This window comes from Pseudaminobacter soli (ex Li et al. 2025), assembly GCF_003012705.1.
Taxonomy (GTDB): domain Bacteria; phylum Pseudomonadota; class Alphaproteobacteria; order Rhizobiales; family Rhizobiaceae; genus Pseudaminobacter; species Pseudaminobacter soli.
Genome location: NZ_PXYL01000006.1, coordinates 304,659 through 324,055, shown reverse-complemented (window position 1 = coordinate 324,055; position 19,397 = coordinate 304,659). Strand labels below are relative to the sequence as shown.

Below are 19,397 nucleotides of genomic sequence, written 5' to 3'. Positions count from 1 at the left end.
TCCGCCTCCAGTCATCACCGAGAGTAAAGCCATGACCCGCGATTCCAGTAAGCTGCGCAATGAGCGCAAATCCTCTTTCGATCTGCCCGTCGCCGTCGCGAAATGCGGAATCAGAAACGCGCTGCGACCCTTCCTCAGACGTGCAGATGTGTGCTTCGTTGCCATTCTCGTCCTCGAGAGAAGCGAGGATGTTACCTATTACGATCGCGCAGCCACTGAGCTGCTCGCAAGTGACCATCCCTTCGACGACCAGGGAAACGACATGGTCATCGTGACAACGGTCACGGAGAACGAAAACCATGTGAACAATCGGCATGCGCTAACCAAGGTGCGGTACGCCCGACGCGCCGTGGTATTCGTGCCGTCATTGGAGTGTGTCTCGCAGAGCCTGCTCCTCGCTGCCGACCACATCGCCACGGTTCCTGCGATCAGGCCAGAGCACTATCTAGTCGCGGCCAGAGAGATCGAATTGCAGGGCATGACCCGGGCGATTGCCGAATTCCTGGCAACACACAGTTTGGACGATCTCAAAACCGCCATCCGGCCACAGCGACCTTTGATGAACGCTGTGCGACGATTGCGAAAGCAGATTGCTGCGCCCCATCTTGCAGCCGATGCAGTCAAAGAGCCATCTGCAACTAAACAGTCGTCCCTCAGGCTGGAAGACACGCACGGCTACGGCCAGGCGAAGAGTTGGGGGCTTCAGCTTGCTGAAGACATCCGCGCCTGGAAAGCCGGCGTAGTTGCTTGGGAGGACGTTGATCGCGGCGCGCTGCTGTTTGGGCCTCCAGGCTGTGGGAAAACAACGTTCGCGAGGGCGCTCGCTGCGAGTTGTGGGATGGACCTGGTGGTGGCATCCGCAGCGCGCTGGCAAGCCCGCGGTCATCTCGGGGATTTCCTCAAAGCCATGCGGGCCAGCTTTGATGAGGCGAAGAAGAAGGCACCCGCCATTCTCTTTTTGGACGAGTTCGACTCCTTCGGTGACCGTGACGCGGGCGGCAATCACGAAAACCGGGACTATCAAAGGCAAGTCATTAATGGGCTTCTGGAGGCGCTCGACCCTGCCGAGGGCAGAGAAGGTGTCGTCGTTATCGGAGCAACCAACCATCCGGATGCCATCGATCCCGCCCTGCTGCGACCGGGCCGGCTTGAAGTCACAATTGAAATTCCCCTCCCGGATGACGAAGCGCGGATCGCGATCTTGTGCCAGCACCTTAAAACCGATCAGGTAGCTGGCGATCTCTCCTTTCTAATCGCATCGACACGTGGATGGAGTGGTGCGGGGCTTGAAAAATTGGCCCGGGACGCTCGCCGGCACGCTCGTCGTCGCGGCGGGCAAGTGATTGCAGATGATATCTGCGCAGTTCTCCCCGCAAGGCGGAGGCTTACAGACGAGGAAATGCGCCGCGTCGCCGTTCATGAAGCCGGTCACGCGCTAGTCGGGGTTCTGTTGAACTACGAGGAACTCATGGAGGTGTTCATCGACGACCATGTCGCGGAACACACCACGGTTGCCGTCCTCGGAAAAACGAGGTTCAAAGAGCAAAGGCGTATTGCGCGCACGGCCGCTTACCTCAGGGACCAGATCGCCATGACCATGGGCGGCATGGCAGCGGAGACCATTGTCTTCGGCAACCACTCTTCGGTCGCCGCCGGCGATTTCGGTTCCGATCTTGCCGTGGCTAGTGACGTCGCAACGATCCTCGAACGACGCATGGGGTTTGGTTCAAGCCTTGGGTTCCAGTTCGGGCGAGGACGTCGTCCGCTCGAGGAAATGCGCGAACGCGATCCAGAACTGCGCGAACTCGTCGATCAGCATCTCAAGACCGAACTTCAGCGAGCCATTTGCCTGCTCGAACTTCATCGCGAACAACTAGACCTGATTGCCGAGGAATTGGTTTCCGAGCGATCGCTGTCAGGGGATGACGTTTTGCGAATCATGTGCGCTGGGCGAAGCTCAGAAAACCCGGTTTGCTTGATGGGTGCTGCGTCGTGAGCGTCTGGAATTGGTTCGGCACGGTTCGATCCTGGCTTGCGGCCAAATGGCGTCGCAGATTCGAAGGTGATAGGCCGTTGGGCAAAGCTCTCGACGAGGAAGGATTTCAGCCTCTGGGAAGGCGCATAGTCATCGGTCGTCGGCCAGGTCGAACCCCGGGTTCTTCGGACCGCTTGTAGGCACCCAGTCGCTTGGCAATTTGTGCGCAGGTTCGTCGGGGAAGCGTCGTGCCCTCTCTTCCTGGACTCTCCGCTCTCGCCAAACGGGTCCGCCGACGTGCCATGGGGCTTCCTCTGTGCAAAAGTCGGCCGCCAATCGCTGCGGGATGTGAAACTCCGCATCCCAGACAGCCATGATTTCCATCATTTGAATTGCTGGGTCATCTACAGAAGTTTGATGGCTCGGTGCACCGCCCTGCCAAACCGTGACCTTCAACGTACCGACCGGCCATTGCACAACCATCCTCGACGCAATCCGCTCGGACAGGGGGTAGCGTCCCTGCTTTTTCCAAATGCCGGCACGAAGTGCACGCCCAATTGACGGGTATGCCACGTCAACCACCGCCATAGTTGGCGAACTCGTGACATCATCCGCCGTTGCAATTGCTCGATCTCGACGACGGAAGAACGCAATCGCTTTGTCGGGAGTAACCTGCCCATAATAAATCCATCCCCCCTCGCCAGCTATTGCGTAGAGGGTTCCAGCTTTCATATCGGCTTTGGCTACGTGATCACATTCGAACATGGCGTAACGTGATCCGCGCCGTAAAGAACGTCAACGGTGCAGAAAGTGACCGGCGGTTAAACGCCACCTCGCACAGCTATTCTGATCGGAATTATTTGTGCCTGTGCCGATCGACCACTTAACGGCAGCCATTCTTCCTGCCGATGATGCATTTCACAAAATAAACGCCTTCCACGAACGTGTGACGGTCGCCATTGACCTCTAGGACGAGATCGCTTCCGAAATCCAGGAAGCGCACCTCCGGCAGTCCGTCAGCGCTGATCCCTGTCGCATCCTGATAACGCGAAGGGAAAGGAAGGAACCTCGATTGCGGGGGCCGCCTTCATGCCCTGTGGGTGTCTTGAACCGCCGCACAGAGTGATTCTCGCTGAACCAGCCCGGCCGGTCATTGTCTAGAATCGCTCGTTTTCTTGCGAACGGTTCGTCCTGCTTGCCTGCGGTAGGCGATTGATGGACTTCCGTCGCGTATGCGAGGCGTCGGATATTGTTTTGAAACGATCAGAACGGGACGTGGATGACATATCGGACACCATGGCAAAGCCAATGGTGCCATCGGGCCGCGCAAGCCACTCTCTCAGGATTCAGCGATTTTGGCGTCAGATTCCTTGATTCGGGCCCTTAGAGACAAACCTGTCAGGCTCACAGAGACACACCAAGGGCCTGCAGAGACAAACCTTCGAGTCGCTGACAGCGGCGAAGGATCCAGATTGTCGGGAAATCAACGGGGTGGAATGGTGCTGCCAGAGAGGATTGAACTCTCGACCTCTCCCTTACCAAGGGAGTGCTCTACCACTGAGCTACGGCAGCGCCCCGAGTGCGGCGGACTTCTGCCACAGGAATTCCGATAGTGCAAGTTATGTCTGACGGTTCTTTGCGATCTTTTTTGCCGGACACGTCGCAGCCACAATGATATGTATGTCCTTCGCTCTTCACGATCGAACAAGGGGACACGTTCGGACCGGCCGCCATGACTGCGAAAGATAGCAAGACGCCTTCCACAGCACAGAATCAGCGGAAGGCGCGTTTGGCGGAGGAATTGCGAGCGAATCTCCTGAAACGAAAGGCGCAGGCGCGCTCGCGCCGCACCGGCGACGCCGACGACAGGCCGGAAGGCATCTCGGCCGCGGGGAAGGACGAGCGAAAATGACAAGTCATTGTTAGCCGGGCAGCGCAACTTTCGGTCGAACTGGCCGTTCTTGAACGGCTTTTGAGCATGGTCTAGACGGACCGCAACGATAAATCAGACCAGGCTGGGCATTCGCCCGGAGAAATGATTCGAATGGATCGCATCAGAATCGTCGGCGGCAACCATCTCGAGGGCCGCATCCCCATTTCGGGCGCCAAGAACGCAGCCCTCCCCCTCATGATCGCGTCCCTGCTGACGGACGACTCGCTTACGCTCGAGAACGTGCCGCATCTGGCAGACGTGGAGCAGCTCATCCGCATCCTCGGCAATCACGGCGTCGACTACACGGTCAACGGCCGGCGCGAGCGCCAGCATGAAGGCTATTCGCGTACCATCAATTTTTCGGCCCGCCAGATCGTCGATACCACCGCACCCTACGAACTCGTCTCCAAGATGCGGGCGAGCTTCTGGGTGATCGGGCCGCTTCTGGCGCGCATGGGCGAAGCCAAGGTCTCGCTGCCCGGCGGCTGCGCAATCGGTACGCGCCCGGTCGACCTCTTCATCGACGGCCTGCAACAGCTCGGCGCCGAATTGGACGTCGAGAACGGCTATGTCATCGCCAAGGCGAAGAATCGCCTCCGCGGCAACCGAATCGTGTTCCCGAAGGTGTCGGTCGGCGCCACACACGTGCTGATGATGGCCGCAACGCTCGCCCGTGGCGAGACGGTGCTGGAAAACGCCGCGCGCGAGCCGGAAGTCGTCAATCTGGCCGAATGCCTGATCGCGATGGGCGCCAAGATCTATGGGGCCGGCACCTCGACCATCACCATTCAGGGCGTGGATGCCCTTTCGGGCGCGCGCCACCAGGTCATTCCCGACCGCATCGAGACCGGCACCTACGCCATGGCCGTGGCCATGGCCGGCGGCGACGTGGTGTTGGAGGGTGGCCGAATCGACCTGCTGCAGAACGCGCTCGACGTGCTTGCCCAGACCGGCACCGAGATCACTTCCGTCGAAGACGGCATCCGCGTGCGCCGCAATGGCACCGGCATCGACCCGGTCGATGTGGTGACGGAGCCCTTCCCCGGCTTCCCGACCGACCTTCAGGCGCAGTTCATGGGCCTGATGACCATGGCGCGCGGCAAATCGAAGATCACCGAGACGATCTTCGAGAATCGCTTCATGCATGTGCAGGAGCTGGCCCGCCTCGGCGCGCACATCACGCTCGCCGGCCAGACGGCGATCGTCGACGGCGTTACCAAGCTCAAGGGTGCGCCTGTGATGGCGACCGACCTGCGCGCTTCGGTGTCGCTGGTCATTGCCGGCCTGGCCGCGGAAGGCGAGACGACGGTCAACCGCGTCTATCACCTCGACCGCGGTTTCGAGCGTCTCGAGGAAAAGCTGTCTGGCTGCGGTGCGGTCATAGAGCGCATCTCGTCATAAAGGTGCATCCACATCCGCAGAAAAGCGTTTCGGTTGCGTGTGCGATCAAGACCGCATAACACAACGGCTAAGCCCTTAGCGCGGACGCTGATGCGGATATGGACCAGCTAAAACTCGTCGCCCTGGACGACCGGGATCTAGAGATTGTTTCGGCGCATGTTCAGGACGCCGTGATGAAGGTGAGCGGCCTCGAATATGTGGCCGCCACCAAGCGTTTCGTGCTGACCATGAACCGCTTCGCCTGGGAGACCAAGGCAGGCTTCTTCCGCCCGCGCTACCAGCGCCGCAAGAGCGTGCTCGACTTCAACCGCGTGCTCGCCGTTAAATCCGCCGGAATTCGGCGTGATAAGCCTGAGGAAGTGCTGTCGCTGCTGGCGATACGCTTCCGCGAGAAGGAGACCCCGGCCGGCACCATCGAGTTGGACTTCGCCGGCGGCGGCACGATTGCGCTTGAGGTCGAGTGCATCGAGGCGCGGCTGGCCGATCTTGCCGGCGCCTGGGAAGCTAGCTCCCGCCCTGTTCACAAAGCCTGACGAGTATTCTGATTTCCATGGCCATTACCCTCCGCACAACCGACACCGACTTCGAGAAGCGTTTCGCGGCGTTTCTGACCACCAAGCGCGAAACCTCCCCGGATGTGGAGGCCGTGGTGCGCGACATCATCGCGACCGTCCGCGAACAGGGCGACAGGGCGCTGGTGGACTACACGCGCAAGTTCGACCGTGCCGACCTCGATGCGCTGGGCATCGCAGTTTCGCGCGCTGACATCGAGCAGGCATATCGTGACGCCGATCCGTCGACCGTCGAAGCACTGACCTTCGCCCGCGACCGCATTCGCGACTATCATCAGCGCCAGCGTCCCAGCGACGATCACTATGTCGATGCGATCGGCGTGGAGTTGGGCGCGCGCTGGACGGCTGTGGAAGCCGTTGGCCTCTATGTGCCGGGCGGCACGGCCAGCTATCCGAGCTCGGTTCTGATGAATGCCATGCCGGCTCGCGTTGCCGGCGTCGAGCGCATCGTCATGGTCGTGCCGGCATCGGGGGGCACCATCAATCCACTGGTTCTGGTGGCGGCAGACCTTGCCGGCATCACCGAAATCTATCGGGTCGGCGGCGCACAGGCGGTGGCCGCCCTCGCCTACGGCACCGAGACGATCCGCCCGGTGGCCAAGATCGTCGGCCCTGGCAATGCCTATGTCGCGGCGGCCAAAAGGCAGGTGTTCGGCATTGTCGGCATCGACATGATCGCCGGCCCGTCGGAAGTTCTCGTCATCGCCGATGGCGACAACGACCCCGACTGGATCGCCGCCGATCTGCTGGCGCAGGCCGAGCACGACACCTCGGCCCAGTCGATCCTGATCACCGACGATGCCGCCTTCGCTTCGGCAGTCGAAAAGGCGGTGGTGCGCCAGCTCGAAACCCTGCCCCGCGGCGAAACCGCCGCTGCAAGCTGGCGCGACTTCGGCGCCGTGATCCTCGTCGAAACGCTCGACGAGGCAATCCCGCTCGCCAACCGCATCGCGGCCGAGCATTTGGAGCTCGCGATTGCCGATCCGGAGGCCATGCTGCCGCAGATTCGCAATGCCGGCTCGGTTTTCCTTGGCCGCCATACACCCGAGGTGATCGGCGACTATGTCGGCGGCCCGAACCACGTTCTGCCGACCGCGCGCTCGGCCCGCTTCTCGTCCGGCCTCAATGTGCTCGATTTCATGAAGCGCAGCTCCATACTGAAGCTTGGGCCGGAGCAGCTGCGCGCGCTTGCGCCCGCAGCAATCACGCTCGCCAAGGCCGAGGGACTGGAAGCGCACGGCCGTTCGGTTGCCATCCGCTTGAACCTGTAGAGTGAGGGATGCACGATCTCACCCGCAATTGCTCGAGGCTTATCGACGTCGAACTCGACGAATCGATCGGGCGTTCGACGCCCGATATCGAGCATGAACGCGCGGTGGCGATCTTCGACCTGATCGAGGAAAACAGTTTTCAGCCGACAAGCGACGAGGGCAACGGCCCTTATCGCCTGAAACTGTCGTTGATCGATTCGAAGCTGGTCTTCGCGGTTTCGCGCGAAGACGGGACGCCGGTGGTGACGCACATCCTGTCGCTCACCCCCTTCCGGCGGATCGTGAAAGACTACTTCTTGATCTGCGAAAGCTACTATGCGGCCATCCGCAGCGCCACGCCGAGCCAGATCGAGGCCATCGACATGGGCCGGCGAGGACTGCACAACGAGGGCTCGCAGACGCTGAAGGAGCGTCTGGCAGGCAAGATCGACATCGACTTCGACACCGCGCGCCGCGTCTTCACGCTGGTCTGCGTGCTGCATTGGCGGGGCTGACCCTGACCGCCCGCCTTCCCCGCTCCATCCTTTTCGTCTGCGGTATGAACGCGGTGCGGTCGCCCATGGCCGAACTGCTTGCCCGACAGGTCCTGCCGAAAACGACCTTTGTCGCCTCCGCCGGCGTGCGCGTGGGCGAACGCGACCCGTTCGTGGACGCGGTTCTCGCCGAGGAAGGCCTGTCGCTGAACGACCGCCAGCCCAGAACGCTGGAAGAGATGGAAGACGACTATTTCGATCTGATCGTGACGCTCGCGCCGGAAGCGCATCACGCCGCGCTGGAGCTCACGCGCTCCATGGCAGTGGAGGTCGAATACTGGCCGACTGCCGACCCCACAACCGTCGCTGGAACGCGCGAACAGATACTCGCCGCCTATCGCGACGTCCGCGAAAGGCTGAAAGCGCGCATAGGCACGCGTTTCACCGCTTGATTATGCCGAAAAGGCGTATGATTAAGCGTGTTCACAAAGTTCACATAATCATATAGGTTCCGCCGAAATTCGGCCTGGATGCCGAACGCCAATCCAAACCAAAGGTAGAGAATGCCGAAGGAAGAAGTCCTCGAGTTCCCGGGCACCGTGACGGAATTGCTTCCGAACGCGATGTTTCGCGTGAAGCTTGAAAACGAACACGAGATCATCGCTCACACCGCGGGCCGCATGCGCAAGAACCGCATCCGCGTGCTGACGGGGGACAAGGTCCTCGTCGAAATGACGCCTTACGACCTGACCAAGGGTCGCATCACCTACCGCTTCAAATAAGCCACGGCGCCCCCCGCCGGCCGACAGGATTACGATGAGCGCTTTCAAGAAGCTTGTGCTTGCCTCGGCCTCACCGCGTCGGATCGAGCTTCTCCAGCAGGCCGGCGTCGAACCTGACCGCCTCCTGCCGGCGGATGTCGACGAGACGCCGCTGCGCGCCGAACACCCGCGGTCGCTTGCCAAGAGATTGTCCAAGGCCAAGGCCGAAAAGGCCTACGCCTCGCTCAAGACGGAGCCTGACTATTCCGGTAGCTTCGTGCTCGCGGCCGATACGGTGGTGGCGGTCGGCCGGCGTATTTTGCCCAAGGCCGAGCTGGTCGACGAAGCCTCGAACTGCCTGAAGCTGCTTTCCGGCCGCTCGCACCGGGTCTTTTCCGGCATCTGCCTGATCACGCCCGACGGCAAGCTGCGCCAGCGGCTGGTCGAAACCCGCGTGCGCTTCAAGCGGCTGGGGCGAGAGGAGCTGGAAAGCTATCTCGCCTCCGGCGAATGGCGCGGCAAGGCCGGCGGCTATGCCGTGCAGGGGCTTGCGGGCACCTTCGTCGTCAAGATGGTCGGCTCCTACAGCAATGTCGTCGGACTGCCACTATATGAGACTGTGGGCCTTTTGACTGCGGAAGGCTTCCCTGTGCATTTCGGCTGGCTCTCTGGACCGCGCGTATGAGCGGAAACGACATCGACAACAAGGTTACGCCGCTACGGCCCAAGCGCGCTTGCCCCGAATGCGGCAAGCCCTCCACACGCGAGACCTACCCGTTCTGCTCGGTGCGCTGCAAGCAGATCGATCTCAACCGCTGGCTCTCCGGCACCTACGTGATTCCCGGCCGCCCCGGCGAAGAAGAAGATTCGGACGAAAAGCCCGAATAGCGCAACGCGTAGCTGCCCCCTTCCCCCGCTTCGGTCTTTTCGGCTTATCCGTCTTTCAGGCAAAGATCGCCGTTTCCAGCCGTAGGTTGATGCTGTTTCTGAAATAGACAGCGCGACGCCCAAAGATAGGACTGCCGTTCCCGCACCTTGTGCGGTGAGGCTCGCCGCTCTCCGAGCGCTGCGGCGTGCCGATGTGCCATGGCTCAAAAAGCCCCTCCGGTGACGCCTCGGCTTTGCAATTGCCTGTTTTCGCATCGTTTTTGGCTGAGAGCCCCCGCTTTGTCCCCGGCACCATTGTTAGCCGCCGTGGCGTTTTCCGATTTCTTTTCACAATCGACATTCAGGCGCTGGACAGGCGAAAATCTCATGCTATAACCCACCCCGTTTCCAGGGGTTGCCAACACTCCTGCAAGTTGGGGACACGGACTTTCCGGATTTCCCTGTGATGCCCAGATAGCTCAGTTGGTAGAGCAGCGGATTGAAAATCCGCGTGTCGGTGGTTCGAATCCGCCTCTGGGCACCATCACTTTCCAAAGCAAAATCAGCCATTTAGTTAAGACGCGCGACGCCGTTTCGTGGCATTTCATGTCGCAGCGTGTTGCGACCGGTCCCCCGGTTTCACGGGTGCTCGGACCCGACGGAGTCGCTAGGCGAAGCATTCGTGAAGCGGCACGCTGCCTGATCGCCCTTGATAGCAGCATCGCGACCTGTGCCTCGTGCCCCGGAACGCGGCACCCTCTTGGCGGAGGCGAACAGCCGGCAGCGCACGCGTGTCACCATCACGTTGAGCGACTCCGTCTGCGTGGCGCCGGAAACCGGGGCAAGCCCGCCCGCAATAAGCGCAAACTGCGCGCTGTTCCTACCCCTGCATTGCTCTAACGCCAACACACGTACGGTCATCGATTGGCCTCCCGATGAGAGGCAATTCCTGTGGATTTGTGCTCGGAGAAGACTTGCCCACAACTCTTGGTTGCCACACCCTGACCGCAGGCATGGTTAGGCACGGAGTGCGCCCAATGGGGATAAAGCGTTTCCATAAACCAGTGCGTATCCAGGTCGGTCGAATTGACCGCGACCGCATTGTCTTTGACACCCGAGATGCCGCAGAGCTTCTTCTGCACGCCTGGCCGCCCAACTGCGGCAAGAGACGACAGGCGGCCCTGAGAGCCTGCCTTGAGGTCATCAAGGGCAAGAAACCTCCCAGTGTCGCCCGAAAGGCATTCATAGCGGCCGCGCAGGAGGCGCGCGTTCTTCTCGACAAGGACACCCGCGTCTGATCGGCCTCGATGGGGGCGTAATCCGGCCAGTCGAGAACGGGCACTTCGCCGGGCCGAGTAGGATAGCCTTCGCCTGTCCTATCCCCACGATGCCATTCTGCGGACCCATGCCTGTATCAGCCTGTCAGCCAGTATCTCGAGGAAGGCAATTCCTTCAATTCTTTCAGCATCAAAGCGCTGAATAGTGATGCCGAGGTGGCATCACGGCTAACTGGCAGGCTAGATCCGTTGCCTATCCAGCCCCGGCGCAAACGTTCACACCACCGTGAACAGCCGCGCGAAACAATCCGGGAATAAACCCCGCCATTCGCCGGTCTCCTAGGCATGCGCCACGCGAGGCGCGACAGGAGACCAACATGACCTCTCATGACGATTCAGACGACAACGGCATCACCCGGCGGCATGCGCTGGAATGCATGATCTGGGCTGGCACAGGCGTTCTCTGGACCATTTCTGCCGGTGTTCCGGTCTCGCTCAACATGCTCGGCGAGGCACGGGCTGCGCAGGTGCCCTCGAAGGGCTTCACCTTCCTGCAGATTTCCGACAGTCACATCGGCTTCGACAAGGCCGCGAATCCACATGCGATCGATACGCTTAAAGAAGCCATGGCCAAGATCCACGCGCTGCCGGTGAAGCCGTCCTTCATGATCCACACGGGCGACATCACCCATCTTTCGAGGGCCGACCAGTTCGACGCCGCCGATCAACTCATCGGCAGGGCAGGCTTCGACGTGCACTATGTGCCGGGCGAACACGACGTCATCGACGAAGGCAACGGCCGCGCCTATCTCGACCGCTACGGCAAGAACACCAAGGGGGAAGGATGGTTCTCGTTCGACCAGGAGGGCGTGCATTTTGTCGGCCTGGTCAATGTGGTGAACCTGAAGGCCGGCGGGCTCGGCAATCTTGGGGCGGAGCAACTCGCCTGGCTGGCCGACGACCTGAAGGCGGTAAGGAATTCGACGCCGGTCGTGGTCTTCGCCCACATCCCGCTCTGGGCGATCTATCCCGAATGGGGTTGGGGCACCGACGATGCCGCACAGGCGCTTGCCATGCTCAAGCGCTTTGGGTCGGTCACGGTGCTCAACGGGCACATCCACCAGATCATGCAGAAGGTGGAAGGCAACATCACCTTCCACACGGCCCGCTCCACCGCCTTTCCGCAACCGGCGCCCGGCACAGCCCCATCGCCAGGGCCTATGACAGTGCCGCCCGGACAACTGCGCAGCCTGCTCGGCATCACCGATGTCGCGGTCAAGCGAGGCAAGGCTAACCTTGCGATCATCGACAGCACGCTTGCCGAGAAATAGCGGCGCGCACTTGCGTCGTTTCAATGAAAGGAGACCGACATGCTCCGAAAGCAAGTCACCAGGCGGCAGCTTGCCGCCTTCTGTGCCGCGCTCGGCCTGGCCCTGGCTTTGCCGGGGCCGCTTCGCGCCGAAGATGCGGCCCGCGTGAAGATCGATAACTTCGCCTTCACACCGCAAGACCTGACCGTCAAAGTTGGCACCACCGTCACCTTCGAGAATGATGACGACATCCCCCATCTGGTCGTGGCAACGGACAACTCGTTTCGCTCCAAGGCGCTTGACACCGGCGACACATATGCTTTCACTTTCACGAAACCCGGTGAATTTCCCTACTTTTGTGGGCTTCATCCCCACATGCAGGGCAAAGTCACCGTTACCCAGTGAAGGCAGTCGGCAAACCTCTTCCGGAGCGCTGCACGACGTGGCACTGAGCGGCAATTCCTCTGCTGAACGCTTCGGCGAGGTGGTGATGCCTCATCTCGCCGATGCACTGGCGTTTGCGCGCTGGTTGACCGGCAGCCGCGTCGACGCGGAGGACGTCGTCCAGGAAGCCTGCCTCAAGGCCTATGCCGGGATCGAGACCTATGCCGGAGGCAATCCCCGGGCCTGGCTGCTGACCATTGTGCGCAACGTCTCATATACTTGGCTGGCCAAGAACAGGCCGCGCGCGCTCGTCGTCGCCGGCGATCTCGCCGATCTCGATGAACTGACGGCTGGCAAGGAGACCGGGACTGACGATCCCGAAACCCCCGAAGCCGCTTTGATCGCGAAAGCCGACGCGGTGGCGCTTGAAGCGGCGATATCGAACCTGCCGCATCCGTTTCGCGAGGTTGTTGTGCTGCGCGACATCAACGGCCTCGCCTATCGCGAGATCGCGGCCATGCTTGGCGTGCCGCTCGGCACCGTGATGTCCCGTCTGTCGAGGGCGCGCGGGCTTTTGATGTCGGAATTGGGGAGCGAACGATGAGCGAGCAAAACGGCCTGCCGACGAGCCAGACAGACTTGCAATTACTGCTTCATGCGCTCGCAGACGGCGAACTCGACGCCGCGACCGGCCTGGCGATCGAGCGGCGCATGGAGGGCGATCCGGCGCTGGTCGCCGAATATGCGCGCATCCTCGCACTGCGAACGGCGATAAGCAGCTTGCCACGACCCGAAGTAAGCGATGCATTCAAGGCGCGCATTGCAGTGCTAACTGATGGCGCGAAGGCAGCGGAGCGGCCTACGGAGCAACGGTTCGGCTCTTTCGACTGGCGTGCCATGGCAGCCTCGATCCTCGTCACGGCAGTCGTCGCCAGCGGAGGGACCTATTGGGCGACATCGCGCGGCGCGCAGAACAGCTTCGTTGGCGAAATGGCCAGCGCCCAGCAGCGCAGCCTGCTCGCCGCAAGCCCGGTGGATGTTGCTTCCTCCGACCGTCACACGGTGAAACCCTGGCTCGACGCGAGGATCGGCATGTCGCCGCCGACGATGGACCTTTCGAAGGACGGATATGTCCTCCTCGGCGGCAGGGTGGAGGTCATTGGGAACAGACCAGTGCCGGCCCTGGTTTATCAGCTTCGCAAGCATCTCATCACGCTGATCGCGGAGCCGCGCGAAACCGGAAGCGAACCGGTCCCGGTTGCCAAGGACCTTTCGATGGGCGGCTTCTCGCTGATCCATTGGACGGAAGGCGCCTTTTCCTATTGGGCGATATCCGACATCAGTTCGTCCGAACTCCAAGATTTCGTGACTCGGTTTCGTGCCGCGGCGGCTGCGGCCTGAACCTGGCGAGATCGAGTGCCCGGTCGCAAGGCTGGTTCACTTGCTTCAGCACCTTCGACCAATTGGCTAATGCTTCAACCGTCCAGAGAGGTTGAGGCATTTGTCCATCTCACCTATCGTTTTTCTGAAGATGCGGAACGATTGCTTCGGCGGAAGACAGCGTCAACTTGATAAGAGTTTCAGCCCCGGCGCTATATTGATCGGCAGCTAACGCCTGCCAATTTCTTCGAAGCACTCCCGCATCGGTAGATTGGAGTTGGCGGCGTCCATCCGAGGAGCTGGCAGGGACCTTCTTCGGCTTTTTCAGGTTCATCGTGACGGCTGCGCCGCCAACTGCAAGAAACGTCGAAGCAATCGAGACGATTTCGGCATAGTATATCGTTCGGTTGGCGGGGGTTAATATAGCGAGCGAGATAGGGAGCACCGTCACATGGCAACGAATGAAACAAAACGTTTTGAGGCCACGCTGACCGCGTTGCGCGGCATTGTCATGATTGCGGCAGGCGTACTGGCATTTCTTTTTCCCGAACAGGCGGTCAAATTCGTGCTGCTGGCAGGCGGCGTCCTGCTTCTGGTGGACGGGGTGCTGGGCCTCGCTTCGAGCGACTTTTCGAGCCGCCGCGACGCGACGTTCTGGCTGGCGCTGGTGCGAAACGTGGTCTGCATCGTCGCCGGGCTGATCGTTCTGGGCAACGGCATACTCACCAATGTTTTCACGCTCGGCTTCCTCGCCGGCCTCGTCGGCCTGCTCGCGATCATCGCAGGACTTGTGGAGATCGTGTCGGGCCTGATGGATCGCGAGCGCTATTCCAGCGCCACACCGGCGATGGTGAGCGGCGGCCTCTATGTGGTGTTCGGTCTTGCGCTTCTGTTCATGCCGCTGTCGAGCGCGGCCACATTGATCCGCGTCGTGACGATCCTTATCATCGTCTACGCGCTCAGCCTGCTCTATCGTGCCTGGCGGATCCGGACTGTCGGGTAAGTCGGGAGTGGCCGTCAGATGCTGCGCGGGCCGGCGCATAGATCGGGCGAGCGGATGAAGCCCATAATTGATCCGCGCCTTGGCGACATCGAAGACGACGCTTCGAGCACCAAGAAGCGTTCGCTCGTTGCGATCGCCGGCAGCATGCTGATTGAAATCAGCCTGTTCAAGCTGGCATTCGCGTGGATACTGCTGCTCCTCGTTCCGGGCCTTGTGCTCGGCCTTCTGCCGATCGCGGCAGGTATGTGGTTGCAGACGCTGACTGATCGCGTTCTCTCGCCCCTCGACGGCGTTGTACCGCTCACGATCCTTCTGCTGGTGCTGGCCGTCGGCTGGTATGGCGGCCGGGCCTTCCTGAGGCTTGCCGAATACAGCTTCTGGTCGCTCACCTCGCTTGTTGTCCAGCCGGGCTACGGCGCCAGCAGGGAGGCGCTGCGGCAGCTTGCGGAGCGGTTACTTCCCGCCAATGCCAGCCAGACAACCCGTGCAGCATTGCGCGCCGGCGCGGCCGCCGTCGCCGGCGTACTCGTCTCGGCCTTCGCGCTCATCATCTTCTTCCTCGTCTGGCCGGCCACCCACATCTTCGGCGGGCTCAACGAGATCAGTTCCGCCAGCCGGTTGGTGAGCGTCGCGCTGGCAAACAGCCTGGCCGTCGTCAGCGCTTATCTTGCGGCCGGCTCGCTCATCTGGGGGCTTGCCGACAGTACGATGCCGCAGCCGCGCGACCTCGAGCATTTCGACACCGCGCCGGAAGACGCACGCCGCTGGCGCGTCGTCCACCTCTCGGACATCCACATCGTCGGCGAACACTATGGTTTCCGCGTCGAGAGCGGGCGGGCCGGCGCGCGCGGCAACGAACGGCTACGCCGCCTCTTCAAGCGGCTGGAAGAAATCGATCAGGCCAATCCGCTCGACCACATACTGATCACCGGCGACATTACCGATGCCGGAAGATTGTCGGAATGGGCGGTTTTCTTCTCCGTAATCGAGGCTCATCCCAACCTCGCGAACAGGGTTCTGATCATTCCCGGCAACCACGACCTCAACATCGTCGATCGCGCCAACCCTGCCCGCATGGATTTGCCGACCAGCCCCAATCCGCGGCTGCGCCAACTGCGCATGCTTTCGGGCATGGAATTCGTCCAGGGCGACAGGGTGAGCGTCGTGGAGCGCGACAGCGGCGCAATCGCGACCACCCTCGCCGCTGCGACCGAGCCATACCGCCCCGACATCGAGCGCTTTGCCGACGCGGCCCGCCCGTTGCTGTCGCGTAGGCTGACCGAAGCGTGGAACGGCGCCTTTCCCATGATCGTACCGCCAGAAGGCGAAAACGGACTCGGCATCGTTCTCTTCAACTCGAACGCCGCCACACACTTTTCCTTCACAAACGCGCTTGGTCTTGTCTCGGCCGAGCAGGTGCAGGCCTTCGAGCAGGTCGCAAAAGAGCACCCACGTGCCGGCTGGCTGGTGCTTTTGCATCACCATGCCATCGAATATCCGCGTGCGGTGAAAAAGCTGTCGGTGCGGATCGGAACGGCGCTCATCAATGGCAACTGGTTCCTGCGCCGCCTAAAACCGTTCGCCGGGCGTGCGGTGCTCATGCACGGGCATCGGCATGTCGACTGGATCGGGCAATGCGGCGGGCTGCTTATCGTCTCGGCGCCATCGCCGGTGATGGAAGCGACCGACGATATGACGACCGGCTTCTACATCCACACCGTCGCGGTCACCAACGGCGGCGAACTGAAGCTGCTATCCCCGGAGCACATCGAGCTGCCTGGAGAGCCCCACAAATGAGAATGCCCTTTTCGAAGAAGGCTCACATCTTGCAGCGTCGATATGAGAACGCCATTGTCGGATAGCTGGGATCAAATCTCTCGAAGGTGTCGTTGCCAGTTATCTTGAACGACATCGACATGCTCTGGATCAGAATTGTATCGGCGCAAGAAAGCTTTGCGGACAGGCGGTCCTTCTCCGGCTTGATGCTTACGGCGGTGCAGCTCAGATCCGGCGAAACGATCTTGTTGCCGGTCACGATCACCCCGCTTGTGACCTCGGAGCCTGGGTTCTTGAAGGTGACCTTCCCCCCCGACTTCTTGAAAGTGTTGGCGCAATCCGATCCTTCGATCGCCCACGCGCCCTGAAGTTCCTTCATGGTGACGGCAAAAGCCTGGGTCGATACGGCGAGCGTCGTACCAATCGCCAAGATCACGACAGTCTTCCGGCCGGCCATTGCACACCCCTTCTTCATTCAGCATGAAAGCTAGAGAGCAAAGTCTGCCCGACAACGGCTACTTTACAGTAAATATGACGTGCGATGATCGCGAAATTTCGTGATGTCGCCGTATAATTGCGTTCGGCTCAGCCGACTTTCTCGATGTCCGGAAGCACCCATTTCTTGTCGAAGAAGGATTTTTCCGGACCATAGAGACGGAACAGCACCTCGAACTTGCCGCCCGGCTTGGTCGGAATCCAATTGTTCTCCTTGCCCTCCGGAGCCTTCGGACCGAACCAGATATCCACCGATCCGTCGGCATTCTTGACTAGGTCCGTGCTCTGTGACGAGCGGCTGGGACGCGGCATGTCGCGGATAAGGGCGTGGTTTGCCCGATCGTACACGGTCACCGACCAGTATTGCTTTACGGGTGCCTTCGGCGGCACCGTCAGCCGGTATGTGGCGTCTCCATCGAACGCGTTGCCATCCTTGTCCTTGATCGTCATCAGGTAGTACTGGCCGGCGCCAAGATGCTTGGCGCTGAAGAAGGCCATCGAATAGGTAGCGCCGCGACCATCGACGGGATAGCTGTCTTCCTTGGAGAAATTGGTCTGCATCCCTTCGACAACCTCGGGAGAAGCCGGGAGGGCCCAGCGGCTGCCTTTGAAGAACGGCTGGAAGAGATCTTCATATTTCTCGTCGAGCCAGGCGTGAGCCTCTCCGGCTGCCTTGTTCAGTATGTCTTGCGTCGAGCCGTCCGGGTTGAAGGGCTTACCCTTCTCGATGCCGATGGTCTTGAGCTGGTCGATCATCGCCTTGTCGCGCGGCAGCCAGGGATTGGCCTCCACGAAGCGACCCAGCGCCTGGTAGAAGCGGATGTCGTAGGGGATCGTGGAGTCGAACACGATGTCGGCGGCATCGACGAACTTCGTTTCCGGCGGGTTGTCCGCCTTCGACAGCGGGTACACCTTGATGCGTTTGCCATAGTCGACTGCCTTGGCGACATCGGCTTCGCTTCCGCCCGGCAGGATCGACCGCAGCAAGGCATAGCTCTGATAAGTGCTCGACGGTAGCAATATGTAACCGGCCGGAACATCGCCCCCATAGGCGGGCGGGAGAACGAGATATTTGTCGCCCTTGCCCTTGTCCACGCCTGCCGGACCGACATCTTCAAGGGCCGTTTGCCATCCATCCATGATTGACCCGGTGATCGAGCCGCCATCTGCGGGGGGTATTTCGATCACTATGGGACCGGCATCCCTCGTGTCGATGAACGGCATGAAATAGATCGTATCCGGGTTTGGGGTAAGCGTCTGGTTCTTCCAGTCTGGCAAGCGTGACCAGTAGAGGATCTGATTGGGAGCGCCTTTGGCTTCGTGGATCATCGCCTCGAGCATCAGGTCGTAATTGACGGCCGGCATGCCCCAGATGACGGCTTCGACCGCGCGCCGTTCGATGGCCCGCCTGTTCAGTTCGTCGGCTGAAAAGTCCTGTGCGGCGACCGCTGTGCCGGCAACGCCGAGAGCCAACAATCCCAGGACCATCTGTCGAAGAACAAGCATCCCAGCCACCTCCCGCACAAAGCCCGCAAAGTCCGACGCCGCGGGACAAATATGGGCGTGCAAATAGAGCTACGGCTGCAGCGAACCAGTGGTCATTCGACAGCGCGGACAAATCGGCGCCGTTCGTTTGGCAGATGCTTTGGTTCTGAGGAATTTTCGGAACTTGGCGGGCTCAGCAAGGCCTGAACGGCCTATTCCCCTACGATGGACCGGAAACCGGCAACCCGGTTTCCGGCCGGCTCAGGCTTGCGCCATTATCTGCAACGAGCGGTGTAGAGGCGCCCGTGACGGTCGCGATACTGGCAATAGCCGTTGCGCAGATTGCGAACCAGAAGGCCGCCAAGCGCGCCTGCGCCCGCACCGATCAGCGCACCCTTTCCACCGCCGGCGATGCCGCCGATGATGGCACCGGCCGCCGTGCCGACGCTAACGTCCCTCTCCGTGGTGGTGCAGCCTGTCAAGGCAACGACGGCAGCCACCGCGATAATCATCTTACGCATTGGGTAGATTCCCTCTCCGTTCGCGTTTCAGCCCCCAAATCGGCTGATACATGAACAAAGTGGGCCGGAAAAGGGCGGGGCATTCCCTTTCGGATCCCATCCCAGGCTCCAGGGATCTGGAGTGGCAGTCGTGCAACTCCACCGACAGGTGTTGTTGTCCGCTCGAAGCATCCATCAAATTGCATCTAGCTAGCTTCTTTGCGACGTAATAGAAATTCGTCGACCATCGGCTAAGTAGAGTCGGCCGGTCAGTATTTCGGGGGCCGGAGTATGGGAATTCCACCGCGGCAACTGTCTCTCCTTGCGGTGGGTGTGATACTCGCTGCCTGCCAGCCCGCCTTTGCCCAACAAGCCGACCAGACGCTGACACTGCCGACGATCAAGATCAGCCCCAAAAAGCCGGTCAAGGCCGCGGCCCACAAGCCGGCCGCCCAGAGACGTCCGCCAGCACATCCACAGCCTGCCCTCCCAGAACAACCTGCACGGCCACCAGCGCCAGCACAGCCAGCACCA

The 19,397-nt window shown here is 61.0% G+C and carries 23 protein-coding genes and 2 tRNA genes; 18 read left to right on the top strand and 7 right to left on the bottom strand.

The window, feature by feature from the left end; translation table 11 throughout:
- Nucleotides 1-31: 31 nt before the first annotated feature.
- Nucleotides 32-1,996: an AAA family ATPase gene (locus C7I85_RS14735; RefSeq protein WP_106724730.1), complete on the top strand. Its 1,965-nt coding sequence runs from the start codon at nt 32-34 to the stop codon at nt 1,994-1,996.
- A gap of 129 nt (nt 1,997-2,125) precedes the next feature.
- On the opposite strand, the gene C7I85_RS14730 is transcribed toward C7I85_RS14735, so the two are convergent.
- Both C7I85_RS14730 and C7I85_RS14725 read right to left on the bottom strand, forming a co-directional pair.
- The gene (locus tag C7I85_RS14730) at nt 2,126-2,740 is read right to left on the bottom strand and encodes a hypothetical protein (protein WP_106724729.1); all 615 of its coding nucleotides are present in this window, start codon (nt 2,738-2,740) and stop codon (nt 2,126-2,128) included.
- 732 nt (nt 2,741-3,472) lie between these two features.
- Nucleotides 3,473-3,547: transfer RNA gene (locus C7I85_RS14725), tRNA-Thr, on the bottom strand.
- A 160-nt stretch (nt 3,548-3,707) separates the two neighbouring features.
- Between C7I85_RS14725 and C7I85_RS31660 the strand changes: the two genes are divergently transcribed.
- From C7I85_RS31660 to C7I85_RS14675, 10 genes are all read left to right on the top strand, one after another.
- Nucleotides 3,708-3,887 (top strand): hypothetical protein, encoded by a 180-nt coding sequence (locus tag C7I85_RS31660; RefSeq protein WP_106724728.1) that lies wholly within the window; start codon nt 3,708-3,710, stop codon nt 3,885-3,887.
- 132 nt (nt 3,888-4,019) lie between these two features.
- Nucleotides 4,020-5,309 (top strand): UDP-N-acetylglucosamine 1-carboxyvinyltransferase, encoded by a 1,290-nt coding sequence (gene murA / locus C7I85_RS14715; protein ID WP_106724727.1) that lies wholly within the window; start codon nt 4,020-4,022, stop codon nt 5,307-5,309.
- A 98-nt stretch (nt 5,310-5,407) separates the two neighbouring features.
- On the top strand, nt 5,408-5,842 hold the full coding sequence (locus tag C7I85_RS14710; RefSeq protein WP_106724726.1) for a DUF2948 family protein: 435 nt from the start codon (nt 5,408-5,410) through the stop codon (nt 5,840-5,842).
- 17 nt (nt 5,843-5,859) lie between these two features.
- The gene (gene hisD, locus C7I85_RS14705; RefSeq protein WP_106724725.1) at nt 5,860-7,152 is read left to right on the top strand and encodes a histidinol dehydrogenase; all 1,293 of its coding nucleotides are present in this window, start codon (nt 5,860-5,862) and stop codon (nt 7,150-7,152) included.
- Between the two features lie 8 nt (nt 7,153-7,160).
- A complete protein-coding gene (locus tag C7I85_RS14700; RefSeq protein WP_106724724.1) occupies nt 7,161-7,646 on the top strand; it encodes a UPF0262 family protein in 486 nt (161 codons plus the stop codon).
- Nucleotides 7,634-8,077 carry a low molecular weight phosphatase family protein gene (locus C7I85_RS14695; RefSeq protein ID WP_106724723.1) on the top strand — a complete coding sequence of 148 codons (444 nt, stop codon included), beginning with the start codon at nt 7,634-7,636 and terminating at the stop codon, nt 8,075-8,077. The genes C7I85_RS14700 and C7I85_RS14695 overlap by 13 nt, the downstream gene beginning before the upstream one ends.
- A 111-nt stretch (nt 8,078-8,188) precedes the next feature.
- A complete protein-coding gene (infA, locus tag C7I85_RS14690; RefSeq protein WP_019172992.1) occupies nt 8,189-8,407 on the top strand; it encodes a translation initiation factor IF-1 in 219 nt (72 codons plus the stop codon).
- A gap of 34 nt (nt 8,408-8,441) precedes the next feature.
- Nucleotides 8,442-9,071, top strand: coding sequence for a Maf-like protein (locus tag C7I85_RS14685; RefSeq protein WP_106724722.1), 630 nt, complete (start codon nt 8,442-8,444; stop codon nt 9,069-9,071).
- Entirely contained in the window at nt 9,068-9,274 is a 207-nt protein-coding gene (gene yacG, locus C7I85_RS14680; RefSeq protein WP_106724721.1) for a DNA gyrase inhibitor YacG, read from the top strand. Before C7I85_RS14685 ends, yacG begins: the two co-directional genes overlap by 4 nt.
- 447 nt (nt 9,275-9,721) lie before the next feature.
- A tRNA-Phe gene (locus tag C7I85_RS14675) sits at nt 9,722-9,797 on the top strand.
- 373 nt (nt 9,798-10,170) lie between these two features.
- Here C7I85_RS14675 and C7I85_RS30970 read toward each other — a convergent pair.
- Complete coding sequence (locus C7I85_RS30970) at nt 10,171-10,395, bottom strand: hypothetical protein (protein WP_181257188.1); 225 nt, start codon at nt 10,393-10,395, stop codon at nt 10,171-10,173.
- Here C7I85_RS30970 and C7I85_RS14665 point away from each other — a divergent pair.
- From C7I85_RS14665 to C7I85_RS14645, 5 genes are all read left to right on the top strand, one after another.
- On the top strand, nt 10,291-10,551 hold the full coding sequence (locus tag C7I85_RS14665) for a DUF982 domain-containing protein (protein WP_106724719.1): 261 nt from the start codon (nt 10,291-10,293) through the stop codon (nt 10,549-10,551). The two genes, C7I85_RS30970 and C7I85_RS14665, sit on opposite strands and share 105 nt — an antisense overlap.
- A gap of 356 nt (nt 10,552-10,907) precedes the next feature.
- A complete protein-coding gene (locus C7I85_RS14660; RefSeq protein ID WP_106724718.1) occupies nt 10,908-11,861 on the top strand; it encodes a metallophosphoesterase family protein in 954 nt (317 codons plus the stop codon).
- A 39-nt stretch (nt 11,862-11,900) separates the two neighbouring features.
- Nucleotides 11,901-12,245 (top strand): cupredoxin domain-containing protein, encoded by a 345-nt coding sequence (locus C7I85_RS14655; RefSeq protein WP_106724717.1) that lies wholly within the window; start codon nt 11,901-11,903, stop codon nt 12,243-12,245.
- Nucleotides 12,246-12,330: 85 nt separating this feature from the next.
- On the top strand, nt 12,331-12,828 hold the full coding sequence (locus C7I85_RS14650) for a sigma-70 family RNA polymerase sigma factor (protein WP_106724788.1): 498 nt from the start codon (nt 12,331-12,333) through the stop codon (nt 12,826-12,828).
- On the top strand, nt 12,825-13,625 hold the full coding sequence (locus C7I85_RS14645; protein ID WP_106724716.1) for an anti-sigma factor family protein: 801 nt from the start codon (nt 12,825-12,827) through the stop codon (nt 13,623-13,625). Before C7I85_RS14650 ends, C7I85_RS14645 begins: the two co-directional genes overlap by 4 nt.
- Nucleotides 13,626-13,734: 109 nt before the next feature.
- Here C7I85_RS14645 and C7I85_RS30575 read toward each other — a convergent pair whose 3' ends face one another.
- Nucleotides 13,735-13,938 carry a hypothetical protein gene (locus C7I85_RS30575; protein WP_146148881.1) on the bottom strand — a complete coding sequence of 68 codons (204 nt, stop codon included), beginning with the start codon at nt 13,936-13,938 and terminating at the stop codon, nt 13,735-13,737.
- Between the two features lie 117 nt (nt 13,939-14,055).
- Between C7I85_RS30575 and C7I85_RS14640 the strand changes: the two genes are divergently transcribed.
- Nucleotides 14,056-14,607, top strand: a complete 552-nt coding sequence (locus C7I85_RS14640; RefSeq protein WP_245444949.1) for an HdeD family acid-resistance protein — start codon at nt 14,056-14,058, stop codon at nt 14,605-14,607.
- Between the two features lie 54 nt (nt 14,608-14,661).
- Nucleotides 14,662-16,404, top strand: coding sequence for a metallophosphoesterase family protein (locus C7I85_RS14635; RefSeq protein ID WP_106724715.1), 1,743 nt, complete (start codon nt 14,662-14,664; stop codon nt 16,402-16,404).
- A gap of 22 nt (nt 16,405-16,426) precedes the next feature.
- Here C7I85_RS14635 and C7I85_RS14630 read toward each other — a convergent pair whose 3' ends face one another.
- From C7I85_RS14630 to C7I85_RS14620, 3 genes are all read right to left on the bottom strand, one after another.
- The gene (locus tag C7I85_RS14630) at nt 16,427-16,840 is read right to left on the bottom strand and encodes a hypothetical protein (RefSeq protein WP_106724714.1); all 414 of its coding nucleotides are present in this window, start codon (nt 16,838-16,840) and stop codon (nt 16,427-16,429) included.
- A 128-nt stretch (nt 16,841-16,968) separates the two neighbouring features.
- Nucleotides 16,969-18,384, bottom strand: coding sequence for a DUF1254 domain-containing protein (locus C7I85_RS14625; RefSeq protein WP_245444948.1), 1,416 nt, complete (start codon nt 18,382-18,384; stop codon nt 16,969-16,971).
- A gap of 254 nt (nt 18,385-18,638) precedes the next feature.
- Complete coding sequence (locus tag C7I85_RS14620; protein ID WP_106724713.1) at nt 18,639-18,884, bottom strand: hypothetical protein; 246 nt, start codon at nt 18,882-18,884, stop codon at nt 18,639-18,641.
- Nucleotides 18,885-19,397: the final 513 nt, after the last annotated feature.

Coding starts and splice junctions, on each gene's coding strand:
- C7I85_RS14735 (WP_106724730.1), top strand. CDS start 32: ATGACCCGCGATTCCAGTAAGCTGCGCAATGAGCGCAAATCCTCTTTC.
- C7I85_RS14730 (WP_106724729.1), bottom strand. CDS start 2,740: ATGTTCGAATGTGATCACGTAGCCAAAGCCGATATGAAAGCTGGAACC.
- C7I85_RS31660 (WP_106724728.1), top strand. CDS start 3,708: ATGACTGCGAAAGATAGCAAGACGCCTTCCACAGCACAGAATCAGCGG.
- murA (WP_106724727.1), top strand. CDS start 4,020: ATGGATCGCATCAGAATCGTCGGCGGCAACCATCTCGAGGGCCGCATC.
- C7I85_RS14710 (WP_106724726.1), top strand. CDS start 5,408: ATGGACCAGCTAAAACTCGTCGCCCTGGACGACCGGGATCTAGAGATT.
- hisD (WP_106724725.1), top strand. CDS start 5,860: ATGGCCATTACCCTCCGCACAACCGACACCGACTTCGAGAAGCGTTTC.
- C7I85_RS14700 (WP_106724724.1), top strand. CDS start 7,161: ATGCACGATCTCACCCGCAATTGCTCGAGGCTTATCGACGTCGAACTC.
- infA (WP_019172992.1), top strand. CDS start 8,189: ATGCCGAAGGAAGAAGTCCTCGAGTTCCCGGGCACCGTGACGGAATTG.
- C7I85_RS14685 (WP_106724722.1), top strand. CDS start 8,442: ATGAGCGCTTTCAAGAAGCTTGTGCTTGCCTCGGCCTCACCGCGTCGG.
- yacG (WP_106724721.1), top strand. CDS start 9,068: ATGAGCGGAAACGACATCGACAACAAGGTTACGCCGCTACGGCCCAAG.
- C7I85_RS14665 (WP_106724719.1), top strand. CDS start 10,291: ATGGGGATAAAGCGTTTCCATAAACCAGTGCGTATCCAGGTCGGTCGA.
- C7I85_RS14660 (WP_106724718.1), top strand. CDS start 10,908: ATGACCTCTCATGACGATTCAGACGACAACGGCATCACCCGGCGGCAT.
- C7I85_RS14655 (WP_106724717.1), top strand. CDS start 11,901: ATGCTCCGAAAGCAAGTCACCAGGCGGCAGCTTGCCGCCTTCTGTGCC.
- C7I85_RS14650 (WP_106724788.1), top strand. CDS start 12,331: ATGCCTCATCTCGCCGATGCACTGGCGTTTGCGCGCTGGTTGACCGGC.
- C7I85_RS14645 (WP_106724716.1), top strand. CDS start 12,825: ATGAGCGAGCAAAACGGCCTGCCGACGAGCCAGACAGACTTGCAATTA.
- C7I85_RS30575 (WP_146148881.1), bottom strand. CDS start 13,938: ATGAACCTGAAAAAGCCGAAGAAGGTCCCTGCCAGCTCCTCGGATGGA.
- C7I85_RS14640 (WP_245444949.1), top strand. CDS start 14,056: ATGGCAACGAATGAAACAAAACGTTTTGAGGCCACGCTGACCGCGTTG.
- C7I85_RS14635 (WP_106724715.1), top strand. CDS start 14,662: ATGAAGCCCATAATTGATCCGCGCCTTGGCGACATCGAAGACGACGCT.
- C7I85_RS14630 (WP_106724714.1), bottom strand. CDS start 16,840: ATGGCCGGCCGGAAGACTGTCGTGATCTTGGCGATTGGTACGACGCTC.
- C7I85_RS14625 (WP_245444948.1), bottom strand. CDS start 18,384: ATGCTTGTTCTTCGACAGATGGTCCTGGGATTGTTGGCTCTCGGCGTT.
- C7I85_RS14620 (WP_106724713.1), bottom strand. CDS start 18,884: ATGCGTAAGATGATTATCGCGGTGGCTGCCGTCGTTGCCTTGACAGGC.